The organism is Embleya sp. NPDC001921, assembly GCF_053594475.1.
Window position 1 is genome coordinate 161,693 of sequence record NZ_JBSFEO010000007.1, and the last position, 20,513, is coordinate 182,205.

Consider the following 20,513-nt stretch of genomic DNA (forward strand, 5'->3'; position numbering starts at 1 on the left):
GACCGCGCCGGCACCAACCTCGGCCCCGGCCCCGGCCGTCCCTACCGGCCCGTCCCCACCTCCTCGTGCCCCGGATCCAGCGGCGGCCCGGCCATGTCACAGCCCACCCGCACGCACGGCTTGGCCCGCTCGGCCTCCGGCTCCGTCGGGGTCAGCGCCTGGGGTGTGAACCAGGCCACGGCCGAGCCCAGCACCAGCAGACCCGCACAGATCCACAGGGCGCGATCGAAGCCCGTGTCCACCACGCCCGGGTCCCGATAGCCGTCGCCGGACAGGCCGACCAGGGCCGGGAGTCCGGCGACCGTGAGCAGGCCCGCAGCGCGGGCCGCCGCGTTGTTGACGCCGCTCGCGATGCCCGCCCGGCTGACGTCCACCGATGCCAGCACCGTCGCCGTCAGCGGCGCGACCAGCACGGCGAGACCCAGACCGAAGATCAGCACGCCGGGCAGTACGACCGTCGGGTAGAACGCGTCGGGGCCGATCCGCAGCAGCGTCAGCAGGCCGCCGGCGCACACCAGCGGGCCCAGCGTCAGTTGCGGGCGCGGGCCGATCCGCCGGGCCAGGTCGCCGGACCGGGCCGAGAGCAGCAGCATGACCATGGTCACCGGCAGCAACGACAGGCCGGCCTGCTGCGCCGAGTACCCGGCCACCGTCTGGAGTTCGAGCACCAGCAGCAACAGGAACGCGCCCAGCGCGCCGTACACGAACAACGTCACGATGTTGACCGACGTGAACAGCCGGACCCGGAAGATGTCCAGCGGCAACATCGGCTCGCGCGTGCGCTTTTCCACGGCGACGAACACCACGGCCGCCGCGACCCCGGCCGCGCCCGCGAAGCCCGCCGCCACCGGAGTGGTCTGCGCCTCGACCAGGGCCCAGGTCACCCCCGCGAGGGCCAGCGCGGCCAGCACCGCGCCGGTCACGTCGAAGCGGCCCCGCGGTTGTGGGTCGAAGGTCTCCGGGACGGTACGCAGCGCCACCACGATGGTCACGGCCGCGAGCGGCAGGTTGATCAGGAAGACCCATCGCCAACTGACCGCGTCCACGAGCCACCCGCCCAGGAACGGTCCGATCGCGCTCGCCACACCGCCCAGACCCGACCAGGTGCCCACCGCACGGGCCCGGTCGTCGGCGTGGAAGGTGGCCTGGATGATCGCCAGCGAACCGGGCGTCAGCAGCGCGCCGCCGATGCCCTGGAGCGCGCGGGCGGCGATCAGCATCTCCACGTTCGGCGCGATCCCGCACAACAGCGAGGCCACCGCGAACCAGGCCACGCCGATCACGAACACCCGGCGCCGCCCGTACCGGTCCCCGAGCGCGCCGCCGAGCAGGATCAGTCCGGCCAGCGTGAGGGTGTACGCGTTGATCGTCCATTGCAGCGCCGCGAGCGAGGCGTCGAAGGAGTTCCCGATGCTGGGCAGCGCGACGTTGACGACCGTCGAGTCGAGCATTGCCATGCCGGAACCGAGCACGGTGGCCAGCAGCACCCAACGGCCGGCCGGCGTCTTGGCGCGAATACCCCCGGAGGGGAAGGTGACGGGCATCTGAGCATCATGCCCACCGCGACGGCCGCGAACTCGGACCCACTCGATCGGCCGCGACCGGCACCCCACGGGTCCGACCGCGACCCGCGCCGCCCGCGCCCTCGCGGCCGGGACCTGTCCGGCGACCGCCCCCGGCGCGCCGTCCACACCACCGGGAGCTGAGGACCGACCCCGTCGCGCTCCGCGACACGGGGATCCCGAGGACCCCTAGCGCGCTATCCGCGGCGCCGGGATCGGCCGGATCAACCCGTGCTGCGTGGCCCGATCCGGCCCGGGCAGTACGGCCAGCGCGAATACCATCAACAGCACCGCGACCACCGCGTCCATCCAGTAGTGGTTCGCGGTCACCACCACCACCAGCAGGGTTATCGCCGGGTGCAGCCAGACCGCCCAGCTCGCCACCTTGCGTCCGGTGCCGGCCGTGTGCCACACCGCCGCGACCCCGATCGCGACCACCACCGCCCAGCCCACGTGCAACGACGGCATCGCGGCGAACTGGTTCGCGATCTTGGCGCCCGCGCCGGAGTAGGGCGAGTCGCCCGCGTCCATGCCGGTGTCGGTGAAGCCGGGCATCTTCCGCGGCGGCGCGAGCGGGACCAGGATGTGGATGATCAACGCGGCGCCGGTCATCATCGCCAGGATGTTGCGGACCCACTTGTAGTGCTCGCGATGGCGGATCCACAACCACAACAGGAATCCGACGGTCGCCGGGAAGTGCACGTAGGCGTAGTACTTGTTGCAGAACGTCACCGCCGCGTGCGACTGCATGAACCAGTCCTGGATCGCCGCCTCGTCCGGCAGGCGCAGGTCCTTCTGCATGGTCAGCAACTGCTTGGCGTTGGAGAACGCGGTGGTGGTCTCGCCCGAGGCCAGGCCGCGCCCGAGCTTGTAGACGCCGAACAGCAGCGCGACCAGGAACAGCTCGCGCGCCGCGTCCTTGAGCGTGCGCATCCGGCGGGCCTTGACCGCCGCGGCCCGCGCACCCGGGTCGGCCAACGCACGGTCGGCCGGCTTGCCGACCCCCGTCACCGAAGCCGCCTGCGTGGCCGGCGGCGCCTGCTCGCGCCGATCGACCTCGTGGGAGGGGCCCTCCGTGACGTTGCGCCGCACCAGATCCCCCATGCTGTCGGTTGTCTCGGTCTACCGTCGTCGGTCGGCCGCGTTCGATCCGCGCCGTCGCCACCCGGGTCGTGGACCACTGCCCGCACACGCGCCCGGATCACGGGCGCGGTGTTCGGCGGCAACGCTTGAGCCAGGGTAGACGGATCAGGTTAGACCGATCCTCCCCCTGAAGTACCAATCGGGGCCGGCTCCCGCGAGGTACTCCGGTCCTGCCTCTCTCCTGTGGACGTCGTGGCGGCCTCCCCGGTTCGAGGGAGCCTCACCAAGTCGCGCACACGGCCCGCCGACGGTACGTAGGCTGCGGGTATGACCGACCCGACGGGGGAAAAACGGCTCGTACTCGTGGTCGAGGACGAGCCCATGATCGCCGACGCGGTGGCCGCCCGGCTGCGGGCGGAGGGCTTCGGCGCGATCACCGCACCCGACGGCCCCTCCGCGCTGACCACGGCCACGACCACCCGGCCCGACCTGGTCGTGCTCGACGTGATGCTGCCCGGACTGGACGGCCTGGAGGTGTGCCGTCGGCTCCAGGCGCTGCACCCGGGCCTGCCGGTGATCATGCTGACCGCGCGCGACGACGAGACCGATCTGCTGGTCGGCCTGGCGGTGGGCGCCGACGACTACATGACCAAGCCGTTCTCGATGCGCGAGTTGGTCGCCCGGGTGCACGTTCTGCTGCGCCGGATGGAGCGCGCCGAGGCGGCGGCCCGCGCGGTCTCCCCCGAGGCCGCGTTGAACCTGGGGCGGTTGCGGATCGACCGCACCCAGCGCCGGGTCCGGCTCGGCGTGGACGAGGTGCACCTGACCCCGACCGAGTTCGACCTGCTGGTCTGCCTCGCCTCGCGCCCGCGCGCCGTGCTCTCCCGCGAGCAGTTGCTCGCCGAGGTGTGGGACTGGGTGGACGCGTCCGGCACACGCACCGTGGACAGCCACGTCAAGGCGCTGCGCCGCAAGCTCGGCGCCGAGTGGATCCGGACCGTGCACGGCGTGGGTTACGCGCTGGAGGCACCGTCCTGAACCCCGCCGACTCGCGCCCCGCCCGGCCCCGGCGCGCGCGCCCGCGCCGCGGCAACCTGCGGCCGCTGGATCGACTGCGCTCGATCAAGGCCAAGCTCGGCGTGCTCGTGATCGCGTCCGTGTTCGTCTCGACGCTGCTGATCATCCTGGGGCTGCGGGCCGAGGTGCGGTTCCGGTACATGCTCGTGTTCACCTCGCTGGCGTGCCTGGCGGTCACCCTGGTGCTCGCGCACGGGATGACCTCGCCGCTGCGCGAGATGACCGCCGCCGCGCAGGCGATGGCACGCGGCGACTACTCGCGCCGGGTGCGCGCCACCTCGCGCGACGAGGTGGGCACTCTCGCCGGCGCGTTCAATCGCATGGCCGCCGACCTGGAGGCGGTGGACCGGCACCGGCGCGAACTGGTCGCCAACGTCTCGCACGAACTGCGCACGCCCATCTCCGCGCTCCACGCGGTTTTGGAGAATCTCGTGGACGGCGTGCAGAAACCCGATCCCGACACGCTGGGACTCGCGCTCACCCAGACCGCGCGACTGGGCCGACTCGTGTCACAACTCCTCGACCTTTCCCGGCTGGATTCGGGGGCCGTGCCGCTCCAGGCGCGCGAGTTCGCGGTGCGACCTTTCCTGGCCGCGCTGACCGAGGAGACCGGGGCCCTGGGCGGCGACGTTCGCTTCCGGGTCGACGTACAACCGACCGATCTCACCGCGACCGCCGACCCCGAGCGACTGCATCAGGTTGTTACCAATTTGGTGGCCAATGCCTGCCGGCACAGCCCCTTCGGTGGCACCGTGAGTCTGCACGCACGACGCGACGGGAGCCCGGGAAGCCTGTGCCTGGAAGTCCAGGACGAGGGGCCCGGGATTCCGTACGGCGAGCGCGGTCGGGTCTTCGAACGGTTCACCCGGGGCGGCGAGAGCTCGTCCGCCGACGGGGGTACCGGACTGGGCCTCGCGATCGCCCGCTGGGCCGTGGACCTGCATGGGGGTGATATTTCCGTAGCCGAGTCGAGCCATGGGTGCCGTATCCGAGTGCTCCTGCCCGGTGACCCGACGTAATCGGGTGATCGGACACTTACTGCACGGGACGATCCCGACATGACGTTCCGTGACCACCAATACGGCGGGAAGCAACAAACGCGACTAAACAGTCAACCGTTTGTGATCTACGCGACGCGGAGGCCGAGGGGCCTGCGCGACACTGGTCAAAGGGCGTAGCCTTGTTTCCCGCTGTCCACCACCCCAGGAAGCGGAAGAGGGCGGTTGCCGCCGTGTCGTCACAGTCCCCTAGCAACCCGATGGCCAGCTTCGGCCCCAACGAGTGGCTCGTCGACGAGATTTACCAGCAATATTTGCAAGATCCCAACTCGGTGGATCGTGCTTGGTGGGACTTCTTCGCCGATTACAAGCCCAGCGAGCCGTCGACGCCGTCGACGCCCGCCGGCCAAGCCACCGTGGCAAGCCCGAGCGGCCCCACACCAGTGAGCGGTACCACGAACAACTCTGGAACCATCCCCGCGCCGAGCCCGGCGCAACCCCCCGTGACGGCGGCAGTGTCGTCGGCCGCGACGGGGACGACGACTCCGGCCCCGGCCCCGAGCCACCCGATAATGACGAGCGGTGTACAGGACGCGGCGCCTTCGCCCGCTCCCGTCCCGGCCGCCGATCCGGCTCCGGTCCAGGCCGCGCCCGCCAAGGTCGCCGCACCGACGCCCGCGCAGGCACCCGCCCCCAAGGCGGCCGCCGCGCCCGCGAAGAAGCAGCCCGCCGCGCAGCCGGACGCCGTCCAGCTCAAGGGCCCGGCGGCACGTGTCGCGATCAACATGGACTCGTCGCTCGCCATCCCCACCGCGACCAGCGTGCGGGCCGTGCCGGCCAAGCTGCTGATCGACAACCGGATCGTGATCAACAACCACCTCAAGCGCGCTCGCGGTGGCAAGGTCTCGTTCACCCACCTCATCGGCTACGCGCTCGTCCAGGCGGCCAAGTCGATGCCGTCGATGAACCACTCCTACGAGGAGCGCGAGGGCAAGCCGTTCCTGGTCAAGCCGGCGAACGTCAACCTCGGTCTGGCGATCGACCTGACGAAGGCCAACGGTGACCGCCAGCTCGTGGTGGCGGCCATCAAGAAGGCCGACGAGATGGACTTCTTCGCCTTCTGGCAGGCGTACGAGGACATCGTCCGGCGAGCCCGCTCGAACAAGCTCACGGTGGACGACTTCGCCGGGGTGACGATCTCGCTGACCAACCCGGGCGGCATCGGCACCGTGCACTCGGTGCCGCGGCTGATGCCCGGTCAGGGCACGATCGTCGGCGTGGGCGCGATGGACTACCCGGCGGAGTTCGCGGGTGCGTCCGCGGACACCCTGTCCCGGCTCGCGGTCAGCAAGACACTCACGCTGACCAGCACGTATGACCACCGCATCATCCAGGGCGCCCAGTCGGGCGAGTTCCTGCGCCGGATGAACCAGCTCCTGCTCGGCGAAGACTGCTTCTTCGAGGAGATCTTCCGTTCGCTGCGCATCCCGTACGAACCCGTGCGCTGGGTGCAGGACATCTCCGCGACGCACGAGGACGACGTCAACAAGACGGCACGTGTGCAGGAGCTCATCCACTCGTACCGGGTCCGCGGTCACCTGATGGCCGACACCGACCCGCTCGAGTACAAGCAGCGCCGGCACCCGGACCTCGACGTGGTCGAGCACGGGCTGACGCTGTGGGACCTCGAGCGCGAGTTCGCGGTCGGCGGCTTCGCCGGCCAGGCGCTGATGACCCTGCGCGACGTGCTCGGCGTGCTGCGGGACACCTACTGCCGCACCGTCGGCATCGAGTACATGCACATCCAGGACCCGGACCAGCGCCGCTGGATCCAGGAGCGGGTCGAGGTTCCGCACGCCAAGCCGGACCGCGAGGACCAGCTCCGCATCCTGCGCCGGCTGAACGCGGCCGAGGCGTTCGAGACCTTCCTGGCCACCAAGTACGTCGGCCAGAAGCGCTTCTCGCTCGAAGGCGGCGAGACCACCATCCCGCTGCTCGACGCGATCATCTCGGCCGCGGCCGAGGACGGTCTCGACGAGGTCGCGATCGGCATGGCGCACCGCGGCCGGCTGAACGTGCTGACCAACATCGTCGGCAAGTCCTACGCGCAGGTCTTCCGCGAGTTCGAGGGCAACATCGACCCCAAGTCGATGCACGGCTCGGGCGACGTGAAGTACCACCTCGGCGCCGAGGGCACGTTCTCCTCCGAGGACGGCGCGCAGGTCAAGGTCTCCCTGGTGGCCAACCCCTCGCACCTGGAGGCGGTCGACCCGGTCCTGGAAGGCGTCGTGCGCGCCAAGCAGGACATCATCGACATGGAGGGCGCCGACTTCCCGGTGCTGCCCCTGCTGCTGCACGGCGACGCCGCGTTCGCGGGCCAGGGCGTGGTCGCCGAGACGCTGAACATGTCGCAGCTCCGCGGCTACCGCACCGGCGGCACGATCCACGTGGTGATCAACAACCAGGTGGGCTTCACCGCCTCCCCGGCCTCGTCCCGCTCGTCCATCTACGCGACCGACGTCGCGCGGATGATCGAGGCGCCGATCTTCCACGTCAACGGGGACGACCCCGAGCAGTGCGTGCGGATCGCGCAACTCGCGTTCGAGTACCGGCAGACGTTCCACAAGGACGTCGTGATCGACCTCATCTGCTACCGGCGCCGGGGTCACAACGAGGCCGACAACCCGTCCTTCACGCAGCCGCTGATGTACGACCTGATCGACAAGAAGCGCTCGGTGCGCAAGCTGTACACCGAGGCCCTCATCGGTCGTGGCGACATCACCGTCGAGGAGGCGGAGCAGGCGCTCAAGGACTACCAGGACCAACTGGAGAAGGTCTTCTCCGAGGTCCGGCAGGCCACCGCGCCGCAGGCTCCGCAGGTGACTCCGGCCGCGCCCGCGGCGGACATCGCCTTCCCGCGGATCGACCCGACCGGGATCCCGCACGAGACGGTCAAGCGGATCGTCGAGTCGCAGGTCTCGCTGCCCGAGGACTTCGCCGTGCACCCGCGCCTGCAGCCGCAGTTGCAGCGCCGCGCGGCGATGGTCGAGGACGGCACGATCGACTGGGCGATGGGCGAGACGCTCGCGTTCGGCTCGCTCCTGATGGAGGGGCGGCCGGTGCGCCTGGCCGGCCAGGACAGCCGTCGCGGCACCTTCGGCCAGCGGCACTCGGTCCTGGTGGACCGCACGACCGGCGCCGAGTACACGCCGCTCGCGCACCTGTCCGACGACCAGGCCAAGTTCACCGTGTACGACTCGCTGCTCAGCGAGTTCGCCGCGATGGGCTTCGAGTACGGCTACTCGCTGGCCCGGCCGCAGTCGCTGGTGCTGTGGGAGGCGCAGTTCGGCGACTTCGCCAACGGCGCGCAGTCGATCATGGACGAGTTCATCTCCTCCGCCGAGCAGAAGTGGCACCAGCACTCCGGTGTGGTCCTGCTGCTTCCGCACGGCTACGAGGGCCAGGGCCCGGACCACTCGTCCGCGCGCATCGAGCGCTACCTGCAGATGTGCGCGCAGAACAACATGACGGTGGCCGCGCCGACCCTGCCGAGCAACTACTTCCACCTGTTGCGCTGGCAGGCGCTCAACCCGCACCACAAGCCGCTGGTGGTGTTCACGCCGAAGTCGATGCTGCGGCTGAAGGCCGCCGCGTCGAAGATCGAGGAGTTCACCGGCGGGCGGTTCCAGCCGGTGATCGGGGACACCACGGTGGACCCGAGCAAGGTCAAGCGCGTGGTCATGTCCTCCGGCAAGTTCCACTACGACCTGGCCGCCGGCCGGGCCAAGGCCGGTCGCGACGACGTCGCGCTGGTGCGGGTGGAGCGGCTCTACCCGCTGCCGGTGGCCGAGCTCAAGGCCGAGCTGGAGCGGTACGGTCTGGACCGCTACGGCAAGGACCTGGAGCTGGTCTGGGCCCAGGAGGAGCCGACCAACCAGGGCGCGTGGCCGTTCATCGCGCTCAACCTGGTCGAGTACGGCCTGCCGGCTCCGCGTCGGATCGCGCGTCCGTCGTCCTCGTCGCCCGCGGTCGGTTCGGCCAAGCGGCACGAGGCCGAGCAGCAGGGTCTGGTCGAGGAAGCGATGAGCTGATCCGCGGCTTTCGCTGATCCACCGACTCCGCCCCGGCCCGCGTACGATGCGCGCCGGGGCGGAGTCGCGTGCCCCGGGTGCCGGGCACCCGCGCACCCACCGGACCCACCGGACCCACCGGACACACGCGGGACACACACACCGGAGTCGGAGAGCATGTACTTCACGGACCGTGGCATCGAGGAGCTGGAGAAGCGGCGCGGCGAGGAGGAGGTGTCCCTCGCGTGGCTCGCCGAGCAGTTGCGCACGTTCGTGGACCTGAACCCCGAGTTCGAGACCCCCGTCGAACGGCTCGCGACCTGGCTCGCCCGGCTCGACGACGACGAGGACGACGAGTAGCCGAACCCCGGCGCGGGCCGGGCCCGGCCCGCGCGGCGGCGGGCCGGGCCGGGGACCGCCGGGGCCCGGTCAGGCGTCGGTGGTGCGCCGGAGCGTACGGGTGTGCCACAGGGCCCAGCCGGCGCCGTACAGCACCAGCCCCACCGCGAAGCCGCGGCCGAAGCCGGTCGCGGCGCCGAAGCCGAGCACTTCGAAGGCGGGCACCCGCCCGTCGGGGAACGGCAGCAGCGCCTTGGCCGCGCCGAGCACGCCGACCAGCACCAGCGCACCGAGCACCGCCCAGCGCCCCGCCACGGGCATCCGCAGGCCCGTGATCGGCCGTGCCGGCAGCCGGTCCACCCAGCGCCACGTCCACACCGCGCACGTGGTCAGCCCGACCACCGTGCTGACGTGCTGGAGCAGCACGTAGCCCGGCCGCAGGCCGAAGAACTCCCGGCGCAGCTCGGGCAGTACGTGTGCGACACCCGGGTCGTCGTGGTGTGTCCAGGCGTCCCACGCGATGTGCGAGAGGCCGCCCAGGATCGCGGAGACCACGAACCACACGCCCACCGCGAGGGTCTCCCGCAGGAACGGCCGCCCGGCCCGCGCGGCGGCGTACAGCCGGCCCGGCAGGCGCGGTCTGAGCGGCTCCTCCAGGGCCGCCCGCGCGCGATCCGGGCACAGCACCAGCAGCGGTCTCGCGAGCAGGTGGAAGGCGAGTACGAGCAGCGCGGTGAGTGCGATGTTCAGACCCAGCACGCCCGGCCACAGTTCGTGGGTGGCCTGCCGGTCGGCGCGCCCCGGCAGGAAGTCCAGGGACACGAACAGGATCACGTCCGGTGCCATCGCGCCGAAGGCCAGCGCGGAGGCGATCAGCGGCCCGTGTCGGCCCGCTCCGTCCCCGGCCGTGGTCCCGGTACGGGTGGCGCCCTGGAGCGGCAGCACCGCGGCGATGTGGCTGAGCGTGAATGGCATGCGTGGTGCCCCCGTGCTGGTGCCGTAGGCGGGCGCGCCCGCTCGCGCGTACGCGCGCCACGGGCACGACGCGCGGATGAGCGAAGTCCCTCGGCTTCGAGAAACGCGGAAAGCAGACCCGATGGTTCCCTTGACGTTCGACAGACGCGATATATCGTGAGTGAAGAGCTTCGCGATATATCGCGTTCGGCACTCCGACCCGAAGGGGAGGGTCCATGTCCCGATGGATGATCGAGGAACCACAGGACCTCACACTCGACCCCGTGCGCGTGCTCCGCGTGCGCACGATCGGCGGCCTGGTCGACGTCGTGGGCACCGACGGACCGCCGCGCCTGGAGGTGCACGCCGTCGAGGGGCCGCCGCTCCAGGTCACCCACGACGAGGTGAGCGGTGAACTTGTCGTCTCCTACCCGGACTTGACCGGGAAGCACCTGATGAACTGGTTCCAGAGCGCGCGGCGCCGGGCCGACTTCAAGGCGTTCATGGCGGACGGGCGCGCGCTCGGTCGCCGGCACGCCGAGGTCTCGCTGGCCGTGCCGTGGGACTGCACGGTGGAGATCGGCGTGGTCTCCGCGCACGCGACCGTCTCCGGCATGCACGGCGACACCACCGTGCGCAGCATCGGCGGCGACGTGACCCTGGTCGGCCTGACCGGCACGGTCGACGCCAACACCGTCTCCGGGTCGGTGGACGCCGAGTCGATGGCCGGTGACCTCGGGGTGGTGACCGTGGCCGGTTCGCTCACCGTGATCGAGGGCACCGGCGGCCGGGTCCGGGCCAACTCGGTCTCCGGCTCGATGACGCTCGACCTGGACGCGGTCGGCCGCAGCCACGTGCAACTGAGCACCGTCTCCGGCGAATTGACGGTACGGCTGCCGCACGAGGGCGACATGCACGTGGACGTGCGCAGCGCGGCGGGCTCGGTCGACTCGGTGTTCGACGAGCTGACCACGAGCGCCAGGTTCGGCGCGAGCCACGTCAGTGGCAAGCTCGGCGAGGGCTCGGGACGGCTCCGGATCAACTCGGTATCGGGCCCCGTGACGTTGTTGCGTCGCGCCCCGGAGGGAAAGGTGATCGCATGACCCCGGTCTTCGGTCACGGCCGCCTGCGGCTGTACCTGCTCAAGCTGCTCGACGAGAGCCCCCGACACGGCTACGAGGTCATCCGACTGCTGCACGACCGCTTCCTGGGCCTGTACGCCCCCTCGGCGGGCACGGTCTACCCGCGCCTGGCCAAGCTCGAACAGGAGGGCCTGGTCGAGCACGACGTGGAGGGCGGCCGGAAGGTCTACCGGATCACCGCCTCCGGCCAGGACGAACTGGCGGCTCGCCAGGAGGAGTTGGCCCAACTGGAGGCGCAGATTCGGGAATCGGTCTACGAGCGGGCCCGGGAGATCCGGGACGAGGTGCGCACATCGGCGCAGAACCTGCGCGAGGAACTGGGCCGGGCCGCCCGCGAGGTCCGCAAGACGCCCCGCACCGCGACCGAGGAACGCAGCGAGCCCAAGGGCTGGGAGCCGATCTTCTCGCAACGCATGGCCGATCTCGCCGAGGGCCTGGCGCACAACCTGGTCGACCTGGCCGGCAAGCCCGGCCTGCACGACCTGGAGCGCGAACTACGCCGCCGCTTCGGCGCCGGCGACCCGGAACCCACCACCGCCCGGGCCCGAGCCGAAGACGCCTGGTCCAAGGAAACCGACCGCCCCACCCGCGGCCCGGACACCTTCGACCTCGAAGCCATCCTCGACACCATCCGCACCGAACTCACCCCCCTGGCCCACCGAGCCGGCATCACCCCCACCCAATTCGACCGAGCCCGCACGGTAGTGACCACCGCGATAAACGACCTCCGCCAAATCTTCACCGAAGACCCCCCACCCTGACCCCACCACCCAAGTCACCCAGCCCGGCCGGCGCTTGAGGCCACTCAGCCCGGCCGGCGCTTGAGGCCACTCAGCCCGGCCGGCGCTTGAGGCCACTCAGCCCGGCCGGCGCTTGAGGCCACTCAGCCCGGCCGGCGCTTGAGGCCACTCAGCCTGCCCGGCGCTTGAGGGCAACCCAGCCCGGCCGGCGTTTGAGGCCAACTCAGCCCGGCCGGCGCATGAGGGCAACCCAGCCGGCCAACCCAACCCGCGCATGAGGCCAACCCAGCCCGCCCAACCGAGTTCAGCCACGCCGATGGAGCGTCGCCAACTCCACCCGCCCCAACCCCATTTGCCGCACGTCCACCGACTCGACCCGCCCGCTCCGCCCGACCGCGACCTTCGGATACACCGGCGGCAACACCACCGCGTCGCGCGCCACGATCTCCCCCGCCACCCGCGTGAGTGTCGCCCGCCGAGCGGTATCCGCCGTCCCCCAGGCCCGCTCGACCAAGCGATCCAACTCGGGATTCACATACCCCGTGCTCTCCGGACTCGTCGACACCGCCGCCGACAACACCGCGAACCCCGTCCGCCCCACCGCGTACGCCGACCCACGCAGATCGACCAGCGCGACGTCGAAGTCCCCGACCCGCCGCCGCGCGACCCATGTCGCCGGATCCACCCGCTCGACCGTGACGGTGAACCCGACCCGGTTCCACCCCTCGGCCAGCACCCGTGCCACGTCCGGGAGCTCCGCCGCCTCCCCGACCACCGCGAGCAGCGTGAACCGCACCCCGGGCGGCACCGGCGCCTCGCCGAACATCGCGGTGACCCGCTCCGGCTCGACGGTGGGCCCGACGGTCGCGCTCGGACTCGGCTTCGGGGACGCGGTCGCACTCACCCCGCGGCCGTACGGCGTGTACTCCGGGTCCCACCCCTCGTTGCCCGGCCCCAACGGCCCCTGCCCGATCACCGCGTCGCCCCGGTACACGTCCTGCGACACCCGGGTGCGATCCATCCCGAACGCCAGCGCCCGCCGCACCGCGACGTTGTCGAACGGGGGCCGGCGCAGATTGGGCAGCACCACCAGGTCGGCCGGCCCGCTCGCGGTCTGCACGTACGTGTCGTCCGCCCGCCGCAACCGCCGCACCTGCTCCGGCGTCGGACGCGGGTACACCGCGATCCGACGCGCCTTCAGGTCGGCCACCGCGTCGGCCGAGGCACGGAAGTCGATGCCCTCCAGCGGCACCGCCTCGCCGCGGTAGTCCGGATCGCGCCGCAGCGCCACCACCGTCCCGTCGGCACCCGCGAGTCGGAACGGCCCGGTGCCGACCAGCGCCCGCGGATCGCCCAGCGTCGCCCGGTGCGGGATCGGCAGGCAGGCCAGCAGGGCGCGCAGCGCGCCGAACGGCCGCGGCAGCTCGATCCGTACGGTCCGCGCGTCCGGCGCCTCGATCGCACCGAACCGGCCCGCCAGCCACGGCCCCCAGTCGCCCGCCGTCGCCGGATCTCCCACCCGGCGCAGAGCGGCCACCACGTGCTCGGCGGTGAACGCGTCGCCGCCGTGGAAGCGCACGTCCGGCCGCAGCCGGATGGTCCAGCTCAGCCCGTCCGGCGCGATCTGCGGATCGGCCCCGGCGAGCACCGGCCCGATCGTGGTGTCGTCCCGGTAGGTGTAGAGCGCCTCGACCACGGGGTCGGCGATCCAGCGCACCGGCTCGGCCGTCGCGTACACGGGGTTGAGCACGTCCGGCAGGCGGGACACGCCGACCGTGAGCGTGCCCCCGGAACGCAGTTCCCGGCCCGTGCAGGAGGCGAGCAGGCCGGCGGACACCGCGGCCACCCCCGTACCGGCCCCGAGGGCTAGTACGCGGCGACGGGACAACGGCATCCGGCGGTCCTTCCGAGACGACCCGGGCACGTGCGGACCGGCGTGATGATCAAGGGGTGAGGACGATCTTGCCGAACAGATCGCCCCGGGCCAACCGCCGGAACCCCTCACCCGCCTCGGCGAGCGGCAGCACGGTGTCGATCACCGGCCGCACCCCGCCGTGCGCGCACAGCCGGAGCAGGCCCGCCAACTCGTCCCGGTCGCCCATCGTGGAGCCGACCACGCGCAGTTCCTGGAAGAAGATCCGGGTCAGTTCCGCGGCCGCCGGCCGGTCGCCCGAGGTGGCGCCGGAGATCACGATCGTGCCACCGGGCTTGAGGCTCTTGACCGAGTGCGACCAGGTCGCCGCGCCGACGGTCTCCATCACCGCGTCTACCCGCTCGGGCAGCCGGGCACCGGACGCGAAGGCCGCGTCGGCGCCGAGTTCGATCGCCCGGGAGTTCTTCGCCTCGTCCCGGCCGGTCACCCACATCCGGTAGCCGGCCGCCTTGCCGAGCACCACCAGCGCCGTGGCCACACCGCCGCCGGCGCCCTGGACCAGCACCGTGCCGCCCGGGCGCACGCCCGAGTTGGTGAACAACATCCGATACGCGGTCAACCAGGCCGTGGGCAGGCAGCAGGCCTGCTCGAAGGACAGTTCGGCGGGCTTGGGCAGCAGGTTCCAGCGCGGTACGGCGACCTTCTCGGCGAAGGTGCCCTGGTAGCGCTCGGTCAGGATGGAGCGGGACTCGTCGGTGCCCGGGCCGCCGATCACCGAGTGCACGACGACCTCGTTGCCGTCCTCGTCGATCCCGGCCGCGTCGCAGCCCAGGATCATCGGCAGCCGGTCCTCGGTGATGCCCACGCCCTTGAGGGTCCACAGGTCGTGGTGGTTGAGCGACGCGGCCTTGACGGTCACGGTCGTCCACCCCGGCGGCAACCCGCCGTCGTGGCCGGGCTCGGGGTGCTCCCCGAGTCGGAGGCCGGACAGGGGGTCCTGGGCATCGATGCTCACGGCGCTCACGGCAAACATGGGAGGCACCCTACTGACGACGTGTGCGGTCCGCCCGGTCGGGCGGACCGCACACGTCCACGGGTCGCCGTGGAAGCGATCGCGTCGTCGAACGGTCGGCGAGGAGCCGTCGGACGATCGTCGATCCACGGACCGCGGCTCAGATACGCGCGACGCCGTCCCGACGGGCGGCCTCGGCCACGGCCTTGGTCACCGCCGGCGCCACCCGCTCGTCGAACGGCGACGGGATCACCTTGTCGGGCGAGAGCTCGTCTGCGACGACCGCGGCCAGCGCCTCGGCGGCGGCCACCTTCATCCCCTCGGTGATGCGCTTGGCCCGCACCGACAGGGCGCCGGCGAACACGCCCGGGAAGGCGAGCACGTTGTTGATCTGGTTCGGGTAGTCGCTGCGCCCGGTGGCCACCACGGCCGCGTACTTGTGCGCCAGGTCCGGGTCGATCTCCGGGTTCGGGTTGGCCATCGCGAAGATGATCGCCTGCGGCGCCATGGTCGCCACGACCTCCTCGGGCACCTTGCCCGCGGACACCCCGAGGAAGACGTCGGCGCCGCGCATGGCCTCCTCGATGCCGCCCTTGAGCTTGGCCTTGTTGGTCAGCTCGGCGACCATCCGCTTGATCTGCGTGAGGTCGTCCCGACCCTCGTGCACGATGCCCCGGCTGTCCACCACGCACAGGTCGCCGATGCCCGCCTCGATCAGGATCTTGGCGATCGCGATGCCCGCCGCGCCCGCGCCGGAGATGACCGCGCGCAGGTCGGAGAGCCGGCGCCCGGTCACCGTGGCCGCGTTGCGCAGCGCGGCCAGCGCGACGATCGCCGTGCCGTGCTGGTCGTCGTGGAAGACCGGGATGTCCAGCCGCTCCTGGAGCCGGCGCTCCACCTCGAAGCAGCGCGGCGCGCTGATGTCCTCCAGGTTGATACCGCCGAAGGACGGCGCGAGCCGGGCGATGGTGTCCACCAGCTCGTCCACGTCGGTGCAGGAGAGCGCGAGCGGCACCGCGTCGATGCCCGCGAACTCCTTGAACAGGATCGCCTTGCCCTCCATCACCGGCAGGGACGCGGCGGGCCCGATGTCACCCAGGCCGAGCACCGCGGTGCCGTCGGTGACCACGGCGACCGTGTTGGACACCCACGTGTAGTCGTGGACGAGTTCCGGGTTCTCGGCGATGGCCGTGCACACACGTGCCACACCGGGCGTGTAGGCGAGGGACAGATCGTCCCGATTGCGCACCGGGACGGTCGAGCGAACTTCCATTTTCCCGCCCCGGTGCAGGGCGAAGACCGGATCGAGTTCGTCCGTCGCCGTGCTGTCCGTGGGGATGATCTCCGCTGCCACAGTGACCCCTTTGTAGACATTGTCAGTAGAAGTGCAGCTCTCGGAACGCGATCGCAGGCTGCATGCCTCAGCGACATCGGCGCTTCGTGCAGCGCACATGATCCGGCTGAGGTTACGGGGGTCACCCGTGACGCCGATTTTGGCATACCCCCCGAATGGCGGAGCGCCGGGGCGATGAACCGATTACCACCTTTTTGTGATGGCGCGTCAGACCCCTTCGCGCAACTGGCCAAAACGCTAGTGCCACGCGCAGTAGGCTGACAGTAACCGCCGCCACATCCGACCCCGCCGACCCGTGCGAACCTCGGGCGCGACAGCGCGCGGAAAGCACGCGCCCGGAGCGAAAGCGGCGACCGCGACCGAAGGGCAGTCGTTGGATCTCTCCTCCTACGCCGAGCACGCGGTCCGCCTGGTCAACACCGAACAGCCGGCGCGCGGCGAGGATCTGCTGCGCTCCCCCGAGGACGTGCTCGCGCTGATCGCACCCGTTCGGCGGATCCCGCCACGGGTGACCGACGCCGACGTGACCCGGCTGCGCTCGGTCCGCACCCGCCTGCGCGCGGTCTTCGTGGACGCCGCCGCCGGACGCGAGGCGGACGCGGTCGCCACGCTCAACGGCCTGCTCGCCGAGTTTCCCGTACATCCGCGCCTGACCGGCCACGACGCGAGCGCGTGGCATCTGCACCTGGCGGGCGACGCGGTGGGCGCCGCCGAGGGCTTCGCCGCGATAGCCGGCATGGGCCTGGCGGTACAGCTCACCGCGCACGGCATCGACCGCCTGGGCGTGTGCCAGGCGCCCCCGTGCCGGAACGTGTTCCTGGACCTGTCCGCGAACCGCTCCCGGCGGCACTGCTCGGACCGCTGCACCTCGCGCACGAACGTCGCGCTCTACCGGGCCAGACGCCGGGCCCGCGCGCCGGAGCCCGACCGACATACCTGACATTTGCGGGTTGGCGAGTCGCGGACTGTGGCACATGTACATGGACGGCGTGATCTCGCGGTGCGAAATTACCAAACTCCGGTACACTACGTACTCGTCAAATCACATATCGTGACGTACCGTCGTGTACACAGCAGCTTCGGTCGTTCCCGCACCCGTTCCCGCATCGGTGACGACAGTTGTCGGCCGGCGCGGTAGCGTCGCTGGGGTTCCCCCGACATCGGTGGTGACCGCCCGCGGCGGCGGCCACCCACAGCAGCACCTTGGAGGTGAGGGTGTCCCAGCGATCCGCATACACGGCGGACGAAGCCGGCACCGGACAGCGGGACTTCGTCGAGGTCCGACTGCCTGCCGAAGGTGCCTATCTCTCCGTCCTGCGCACCGCGACGGCGGGCCTCGCGGCCCGGCTCGACTTCACTCTGGACGAGATCGAGGATCTGCGCATCGCGGTCGACGAGGCGTGCGCGATGCTGCTCGACCAGGCGGTGGCCGGCGGAGTCCTCTCCTGCGTGTTCAACCTGGTGGGCGACGCGCTGCACGTGACCGTGTCCGCGCCGACCACCGACGGCAGAACACCCGCGCGCGACACGTTCGCCTGGACCGTCCTGTCGGCACTCGCCGGCGAGGTGGACGCGACGGTGGACCAGGACAAGGTGGTCAGCATCAGCCTGCACAAGAAGCGCGGTGGCGGGCCGGAGCAGACGTGAGCAGTGGTGTTGAAGGCGCGGCCAACGAACCGCAGCCGAGCGCGGCCTCACCCGACGAGGCCGCCGGGCGCGGCCGAGGGGAGGGTGAGGGCATGGTGAGCGACGCGAGCATGACGATGGACGGTGGCGTCGAGGCGGCGGGGCCGGACGGACCGGCTCGACCTGCCGGATCCGCCGGACCCACGGGTCCGGCGGTGCCGAACCGGCGGCGCGCCGGTTCCGAACGCCACGCCCACGACCGGGAGGTCGCGCGCGGGCTGTTCGCGCAACTCGCGGTGCTCGAATCGGATCCGCCCGCGCGGGCCGCGGTGCGCGATCGGCTGGTGGAGATGCATCTGCCGCTGGTGGAGCACCTCGCCCGCCGGTTCCGCAATCGCGGCGAGCCGTTGGACGACCTGATCCAGGTGGCCACCATCGGCCTGATCAAGTCGGTGGACCGATTCGACTCGGATCGCGGGGTGGAGTTCTCCACGTACGCGACCCCGACCATCGTCGGCGAGATCAAGCGGCACTTCCGGGACAAGGGCTGGGCGGTGCGGGTGCCGCGCCGGCTCCAGGAACTGCGACTCGCGCTGACCTCGGCCACCGCCGAGCTCTCCCAGCGCAACGGTCGGTCCCCCACGGTCGCCGAGCTCGCCGTGCAACTCGGGATCTCCGAGGAGGAGGTGCTCGAAGGCCTCGAGTCGGCCAACGCCTACAGCACACTGTCCCTGGACGTACCGGACACCGACGACGATTCCCCGGCCGTCGCCGACACGTTGGGCGCCGAGGACGACGCGCTCGAAGGCGTCGAATACCGCGAGTCGCTCAAGCCGCTCCTGGAGCAGTTGCCACCGCGCGAGAAGAAGATCCTGCTGCTGCGCTTCTTCGGCAACATGACGCAGTCCCAGATCGCGCAGGAGGTCGGCATCTCGCAGATGCACGTCTCGCGACTGCTCGCGCGTACGCTCGCGCAGCTCCGCGAGCGCCTGCTCGTCGAGGAGTAGTTGCTTGTTGGGCGACTTTGTCGCCGGCTCGCGAGGCGCCGCTTTTTTCTCTCCCCGCTTCGCTCCTCCGAGAAAAAAGCGGCGCCTCGCTCGTGACTTCGTGTCCCTGCGCTTCGCTCCGGGGCACGAAGTCAAAGCTTGCGGCTCCGCCGCTCTCCGCGCTTCGCGCGTCGATCACCCGGGGTGGGCGGGGTCGGGGTCGCTGACGCGCCGGGGGGCGGGGTCGGCGGCGGGTGTTCAGGCTCGGCGGGCTTGGTGACGCGCTTCGAGCGCGTTGTACATGCCGGGTGTCGCGAGTGCGCCGATGGTGACCACGCCGACGATCATGGTCAGGATGCCGACCACCAGTTGATCGGCCTTGATCAGATACCAACCCATGCCGACCACGATCAGGTTGGCGGTGATCGCCGGCGATCGGCTCCAGCGTCGGCCGCGCAGCATGCCCACGAACGCGGCGACTATCCCGGCAGCGAGGATCAGCAGGTAGATGCCGATCGCGACACCCTCGGACGCGTTGGTCGGATGGCCGAACTCGCTCCGGAAGGTCAGATAGAGGGAGTACCCGAGGAGGGCGAACGCCTCGGCGCCGACCACCGCGGTGCAGATGCGCCACGTGAGGGGGAGGGCCCCGGCGGGGTCCGACTGGTCCTGGGCGGAAGGGCTCTCGGTCACCACACGACTGTAACCGGGGCGCGCGCCCATCCGGCCCACGGGAGCCCTACCCACCGGTAGATACGCTGGAGGGTATGCGCGCCCTTCTCGTCGTGAACCCCAAGGCCACGACCACCAGCGAGCGAACCAGGGACGTCCTGGCGCACGCGCTCGCCGGCGACCTCAAGCTCGACGTGGTGAGCACCGAGCACCGGGGCCACGCGACGGAACTGGCCCGGCAGGCGGCCGACGACGGTCTGGACCTGGTGATCGCGCTGGGCGGCGACGGCACGGTCAACGAGGTGGCCAACGGCCTGCTCGTGGCCGGACCCGCCCCCTCGCTGCCCGCGGTCGCGGTGGTCCCGGGCGGCAGTACCAACGTCTTCGCACGTTCGCTCGGCATGCCCAACGATCCGGTCGAGGCGACCGGTTTCCTGCTGGAGGCGCTGCGCGCCGGCCGCAGCCGGGAGATCGGTCTGGGCCTGGCCGACGAGCGCTGGTTCCTGTTCTGCGCGGGCCTGGGTTTCGACGCCGAGGTGGTCGGCCGGGTGGAGGAGCGCCGGGCCGGCGGGCGACGGGCGACGCCCGGACTGTACGTACGGTCCGCGATGCGCCGCTTCTACGGCGGGCGGGACACCCGCAAGCACGGGCCGCTGACGCTGGAGGTGCCGGGGCGGGACCCGATCGAGGGAATCTGCCTGGGGATAGTGCAGAACACGGTGCCGTGGACGTTTTTGCGCGACCGGCCGCTGAATCCCTGTCCACAAGCGTCATATGACACCGGATTGGACCTCTTCGCGCTCACCCGGATGTCAACACTGCCCACATTGCGCCATCTGGCCCAGATGCTGGGCTCCACGGGTAATGCTCCACATGGGCGTCACGTCGTGTCCCTGCACGACTGCGATGCGTTCACTCTTCGGGCTGAAGAACCTGTTTCCCTTCAGGTCGATGGGGACCATCTGGGAGAACATCGGAGTGTGACCTTCCGGGGGGTTCCCCGTGCACTGCGTGTGATTGTGTGA

At 71.0% G+C, this 20,513-nt stretch carries 17 protein-coding genes; 10 read left to right on the forward strand and 7 right to left on the reverse strand.

Annotated features, from left to right (window positions below; all coding sequences use genetic code 11):
- Nucleotides 1–41 precede the first annotated feature (41 nt).
- Nucleotides 42–1,544 carry an MFS transporter gene (locus ACWCPW_RS10805; RefSeq protein ID WP_449761222.1) on the reverse strand — a complete coding sequence of 501 codons (1,503 nt, stop codon included), beginning with the start codon at nt 1,542–1,544 and terminating at the stop codon, nt 42–44.
- Between the two features lie 207 nt (nt 1,545–1,751).
- A complete protein-coding gene (locus ACWCPW_RS10810) occupies nt 1,752–2,666 on the reverse strand; it encodes a phosphatase PAP2 family protein (protein ID WP_449761223.1) in 915 nt (304 codons plus the stop codon).
- A 306-nt stretch (nt 2,667–2,972) separates the two neighbouring features.
- Between ACWCPW_RS10810 and ACWCPW_RS10815 the strand changes: the two genes are divergently transcribed.
- From ACWCPW_RS10815 to ACWCPW_RS10830, 4 genes are all read left to right on the forward strand, one after another.
- Complete coding sequence (locus ACWCPW_RS10815) at nt 2,973–3,683, forward strand: response regulator transcription factor (protein WP_395866170.1); 711 nt, start codon at nt 2,973–2,975, stop codon at nt 3,681–3,683.
- Nucleotides 3,632–4,741, forward strand: coding sequence for a HAMP domain-containing sensor histidine kinase (locus ACWCPW_RS10820; RefSeq protein ID WP_449761224.1), 1,110 nt, complete (start codon nt 3,632–3,634; stop codon nt 4,739–4,741). Before ACWCPW_RS10815 ends, ACWCPW_RS10820 begins: the two co-directional genes overlap by 52 nt.
- A 239-nt stretch (nt 4,742–4,980) precedes the next feature.
- Nucleotides 4,981–8,811 carry a multifunctional oxoglutarate decarboxylase/oxoglutarate dehydrogenase thiamine pyrophosphate-binding subunit/dihydrolipoyllysine-residue succinyltransferase subunit gene (locus tag ACWCPW_RS10825; protein WP_449761225.1) on the forward strand — a complete coding sequence of 1,277 codons (3,831 nt, stop codon included), beginning with the start codon at nt 4,981–4,983 and terminating at the stop codon, nt 8,809–8,811.
- Between the two features lie 156 nt (nt 8,812–8,967).
- Nucleotides 8,968–9,150 (forward strand): DUF6104 family protein, encoded by a 183-nt coding sequence (locus ACWCPW_RS10830; protein WP_020557400.1) that lies wholly within the window; start codon nt 8,968–8,970, stop codon nt 9,148–9,150.
- Between the two features lie 69 nt (nt 9,151–9,219).
- On the opposite strand, the gene ACWCPW_RS10835 is transcribed toward ACWCPW_RS10830, so the two are convergent.
- Complete coding sequence (locus tag ACWCPW_RS10835) at nt 9,220–10,104, reverse strand: DUF4184 family protein (protein ID WP_449761226.1); 885 nt, start codon at nt 10,102–10,104, stop codon at nt 9,220–9,222.
- 215 nt (nt 10,105–10,319) lie between these two features.
- Here ACWCPW_RS10835 and ACWCPW_RS10840 point away from each other — a divergent pair, with 215 nt between their 5' ends.
- Entirely contained in the window at nt 10,320–11,186 is an 867-nt protein-coding gene (locus tag ACWCPW_RS10840; RefSeq protein ID WP_449761227.1) for a DUF4097 family beta strand repeat-containing protein, read from the forward strand.
- Complete coding sequence (locus ACWCPW_RS10845) at nt 11,183–11,986, forward strand: helix-turn-helix transcriptional regulator (RefSeq protein WP_449761228.1); 804 nt, start codon at nt 11,183–11,185, stop codon at nt 11,984–11,986. Before ACWCPW_RS10840 ends, ACWCPW_RS10845 begins: the two co-directional genes overlap by 4 nt.
- A gap of 283 nt (nt 11,987–12,269) precedes the next feature.
- Here the strand turns inward: ACWCPW_RS10845 and ACWCPW_RS10850 are convergent, their stop codons facing one another.
- The 3 genes from ACWCPW_RS10850 to ACWCPW_RS10860 all read right to left on the reverse strand — a co-directional run bounded on the left by ACWCPW_RS10850 (nt 12,270) and on the right by ACWCPW_RS10860 (nt 16,204).
- Nucleotides 12,270–13,859: an ABC transporter substrate-binding protein gene (locus tag ACWCPW_RS10850; protein WP_449761229.1), complete on the reverse strand. Its 1,590-nt coding sequence runs from the start codon at nt 13,857–13,859 to the stop codon at nt 12,270–12,272.
- 49 nt (nt 13,860–13,908) lie between these two features.
- Nucleotides 13,909–14,871 (reverse strand): zinc-binding dehydrogenase, encoded by a 963-nt coding sequence (locus tag ACWCPW_RS10855; protein ID WP_449761230.1) that lies wholly within the window; start codon nt 14,869–14,871, stop codon nt 13,909–13,911.
- A gap of 139 nt (nt 14,872–15,010) precedes the next feature.
- Nucleotides 15,011–16,204 carry an NAD(P)-dependent malic enzyme gene (locus ACWCPW_RS10860; RefSeq protein ID WP_449761231.1) on the reverse strand — a complete coding sequence of 398 codons (1,194 nt, stop codon included), beginning with the start codon at nt 16,202–16,204 and terminating at the stop codon, nt 15,011–15,013.
- A gap of 373 nt (nt 16,205–16,577) precedes the next feature.
- Here ACWCPW_RS10860 and ACWCPW_RS10865 point away from each other — a divergent pair, with 373 nt between their 5' ends.
- The 3 genes from ACWCPW_RS10865 to ACWCPW_RS10875 all read left to right on the forward strand — a co-directional run bounded on the left by ACWCPW_RS10865 (nt 16,578) and on the right by ACWCPW_RS10875 (nt 18,837).
- The gene (locus ACWCPW_RS10865; protein ID WP_449761232.1) at nt 16,578–17,144 is read left to right on the forward strand and encodes a CGNR zinc finger domain-containing protein; all 567 of its coding nucleotides are present in this window, start codon (nt 16,578–16,580) and stop codon (nt 17,142–17,144) included.
- Between the two features lie 263 nt (nt 17,145–17,407).
- Nucleotides 17,408–17,851 (forward strand): anti-sigma regulatory factor, encoded by a 444-nt coding sequence (locus ACWCPW_RS10870; RefSeq protein WP_449761233.1) that lies wholly within the window; start codon nt 17,408–17,410, stop codon nt 17,849–17,851.
- 92 nt (nt 17,852–17,943) lie between these two features.
- On the forward strand, nt 17,944–18,837 hold the full coding sequence (locus ACWCPW_RS10875) for an RNA polymerase sigma factor SigF (protein WP_449761342.1): 894 nt from the start codon (nt 17,944–17,946) through the stop codon (nt 18,835–18,837).
- Between the two features lie 237 nt (nt 18,838–19,074).
- On the opposite strand, the gene ACWCPW_RS10880 is transcribed toward ACWCPW_RS10875, so the two are convergent.
- Nucleotides 19,075–19,509, reverse strand: a complete 435-nt coding sequence (locus ACWCPW_RS10880) for a hypothetical protein (protein WP_449761234.1) — start codon at nt 19,507–19,509, stop codon at nt 19,075–19,077.
- Nucleotides 19,510–19,583: 74 nt separating this feature from the next.
- Here ACWCPW_RS10880 and ACWCPW_RS10885 point away from each other — a divergent pair, with 74 nt between their 5' ends.
- On the forward strand, nt 19,584–20,513 hold the full coding sequence (locus tag ACWCPW_RS10885; protein WP_449761235.1) for a diacylglycerol/lipid kinase family protein: 930 nt from the start codon (nt 19,584–19,586) through the stop codon (nt 20,511–20,513).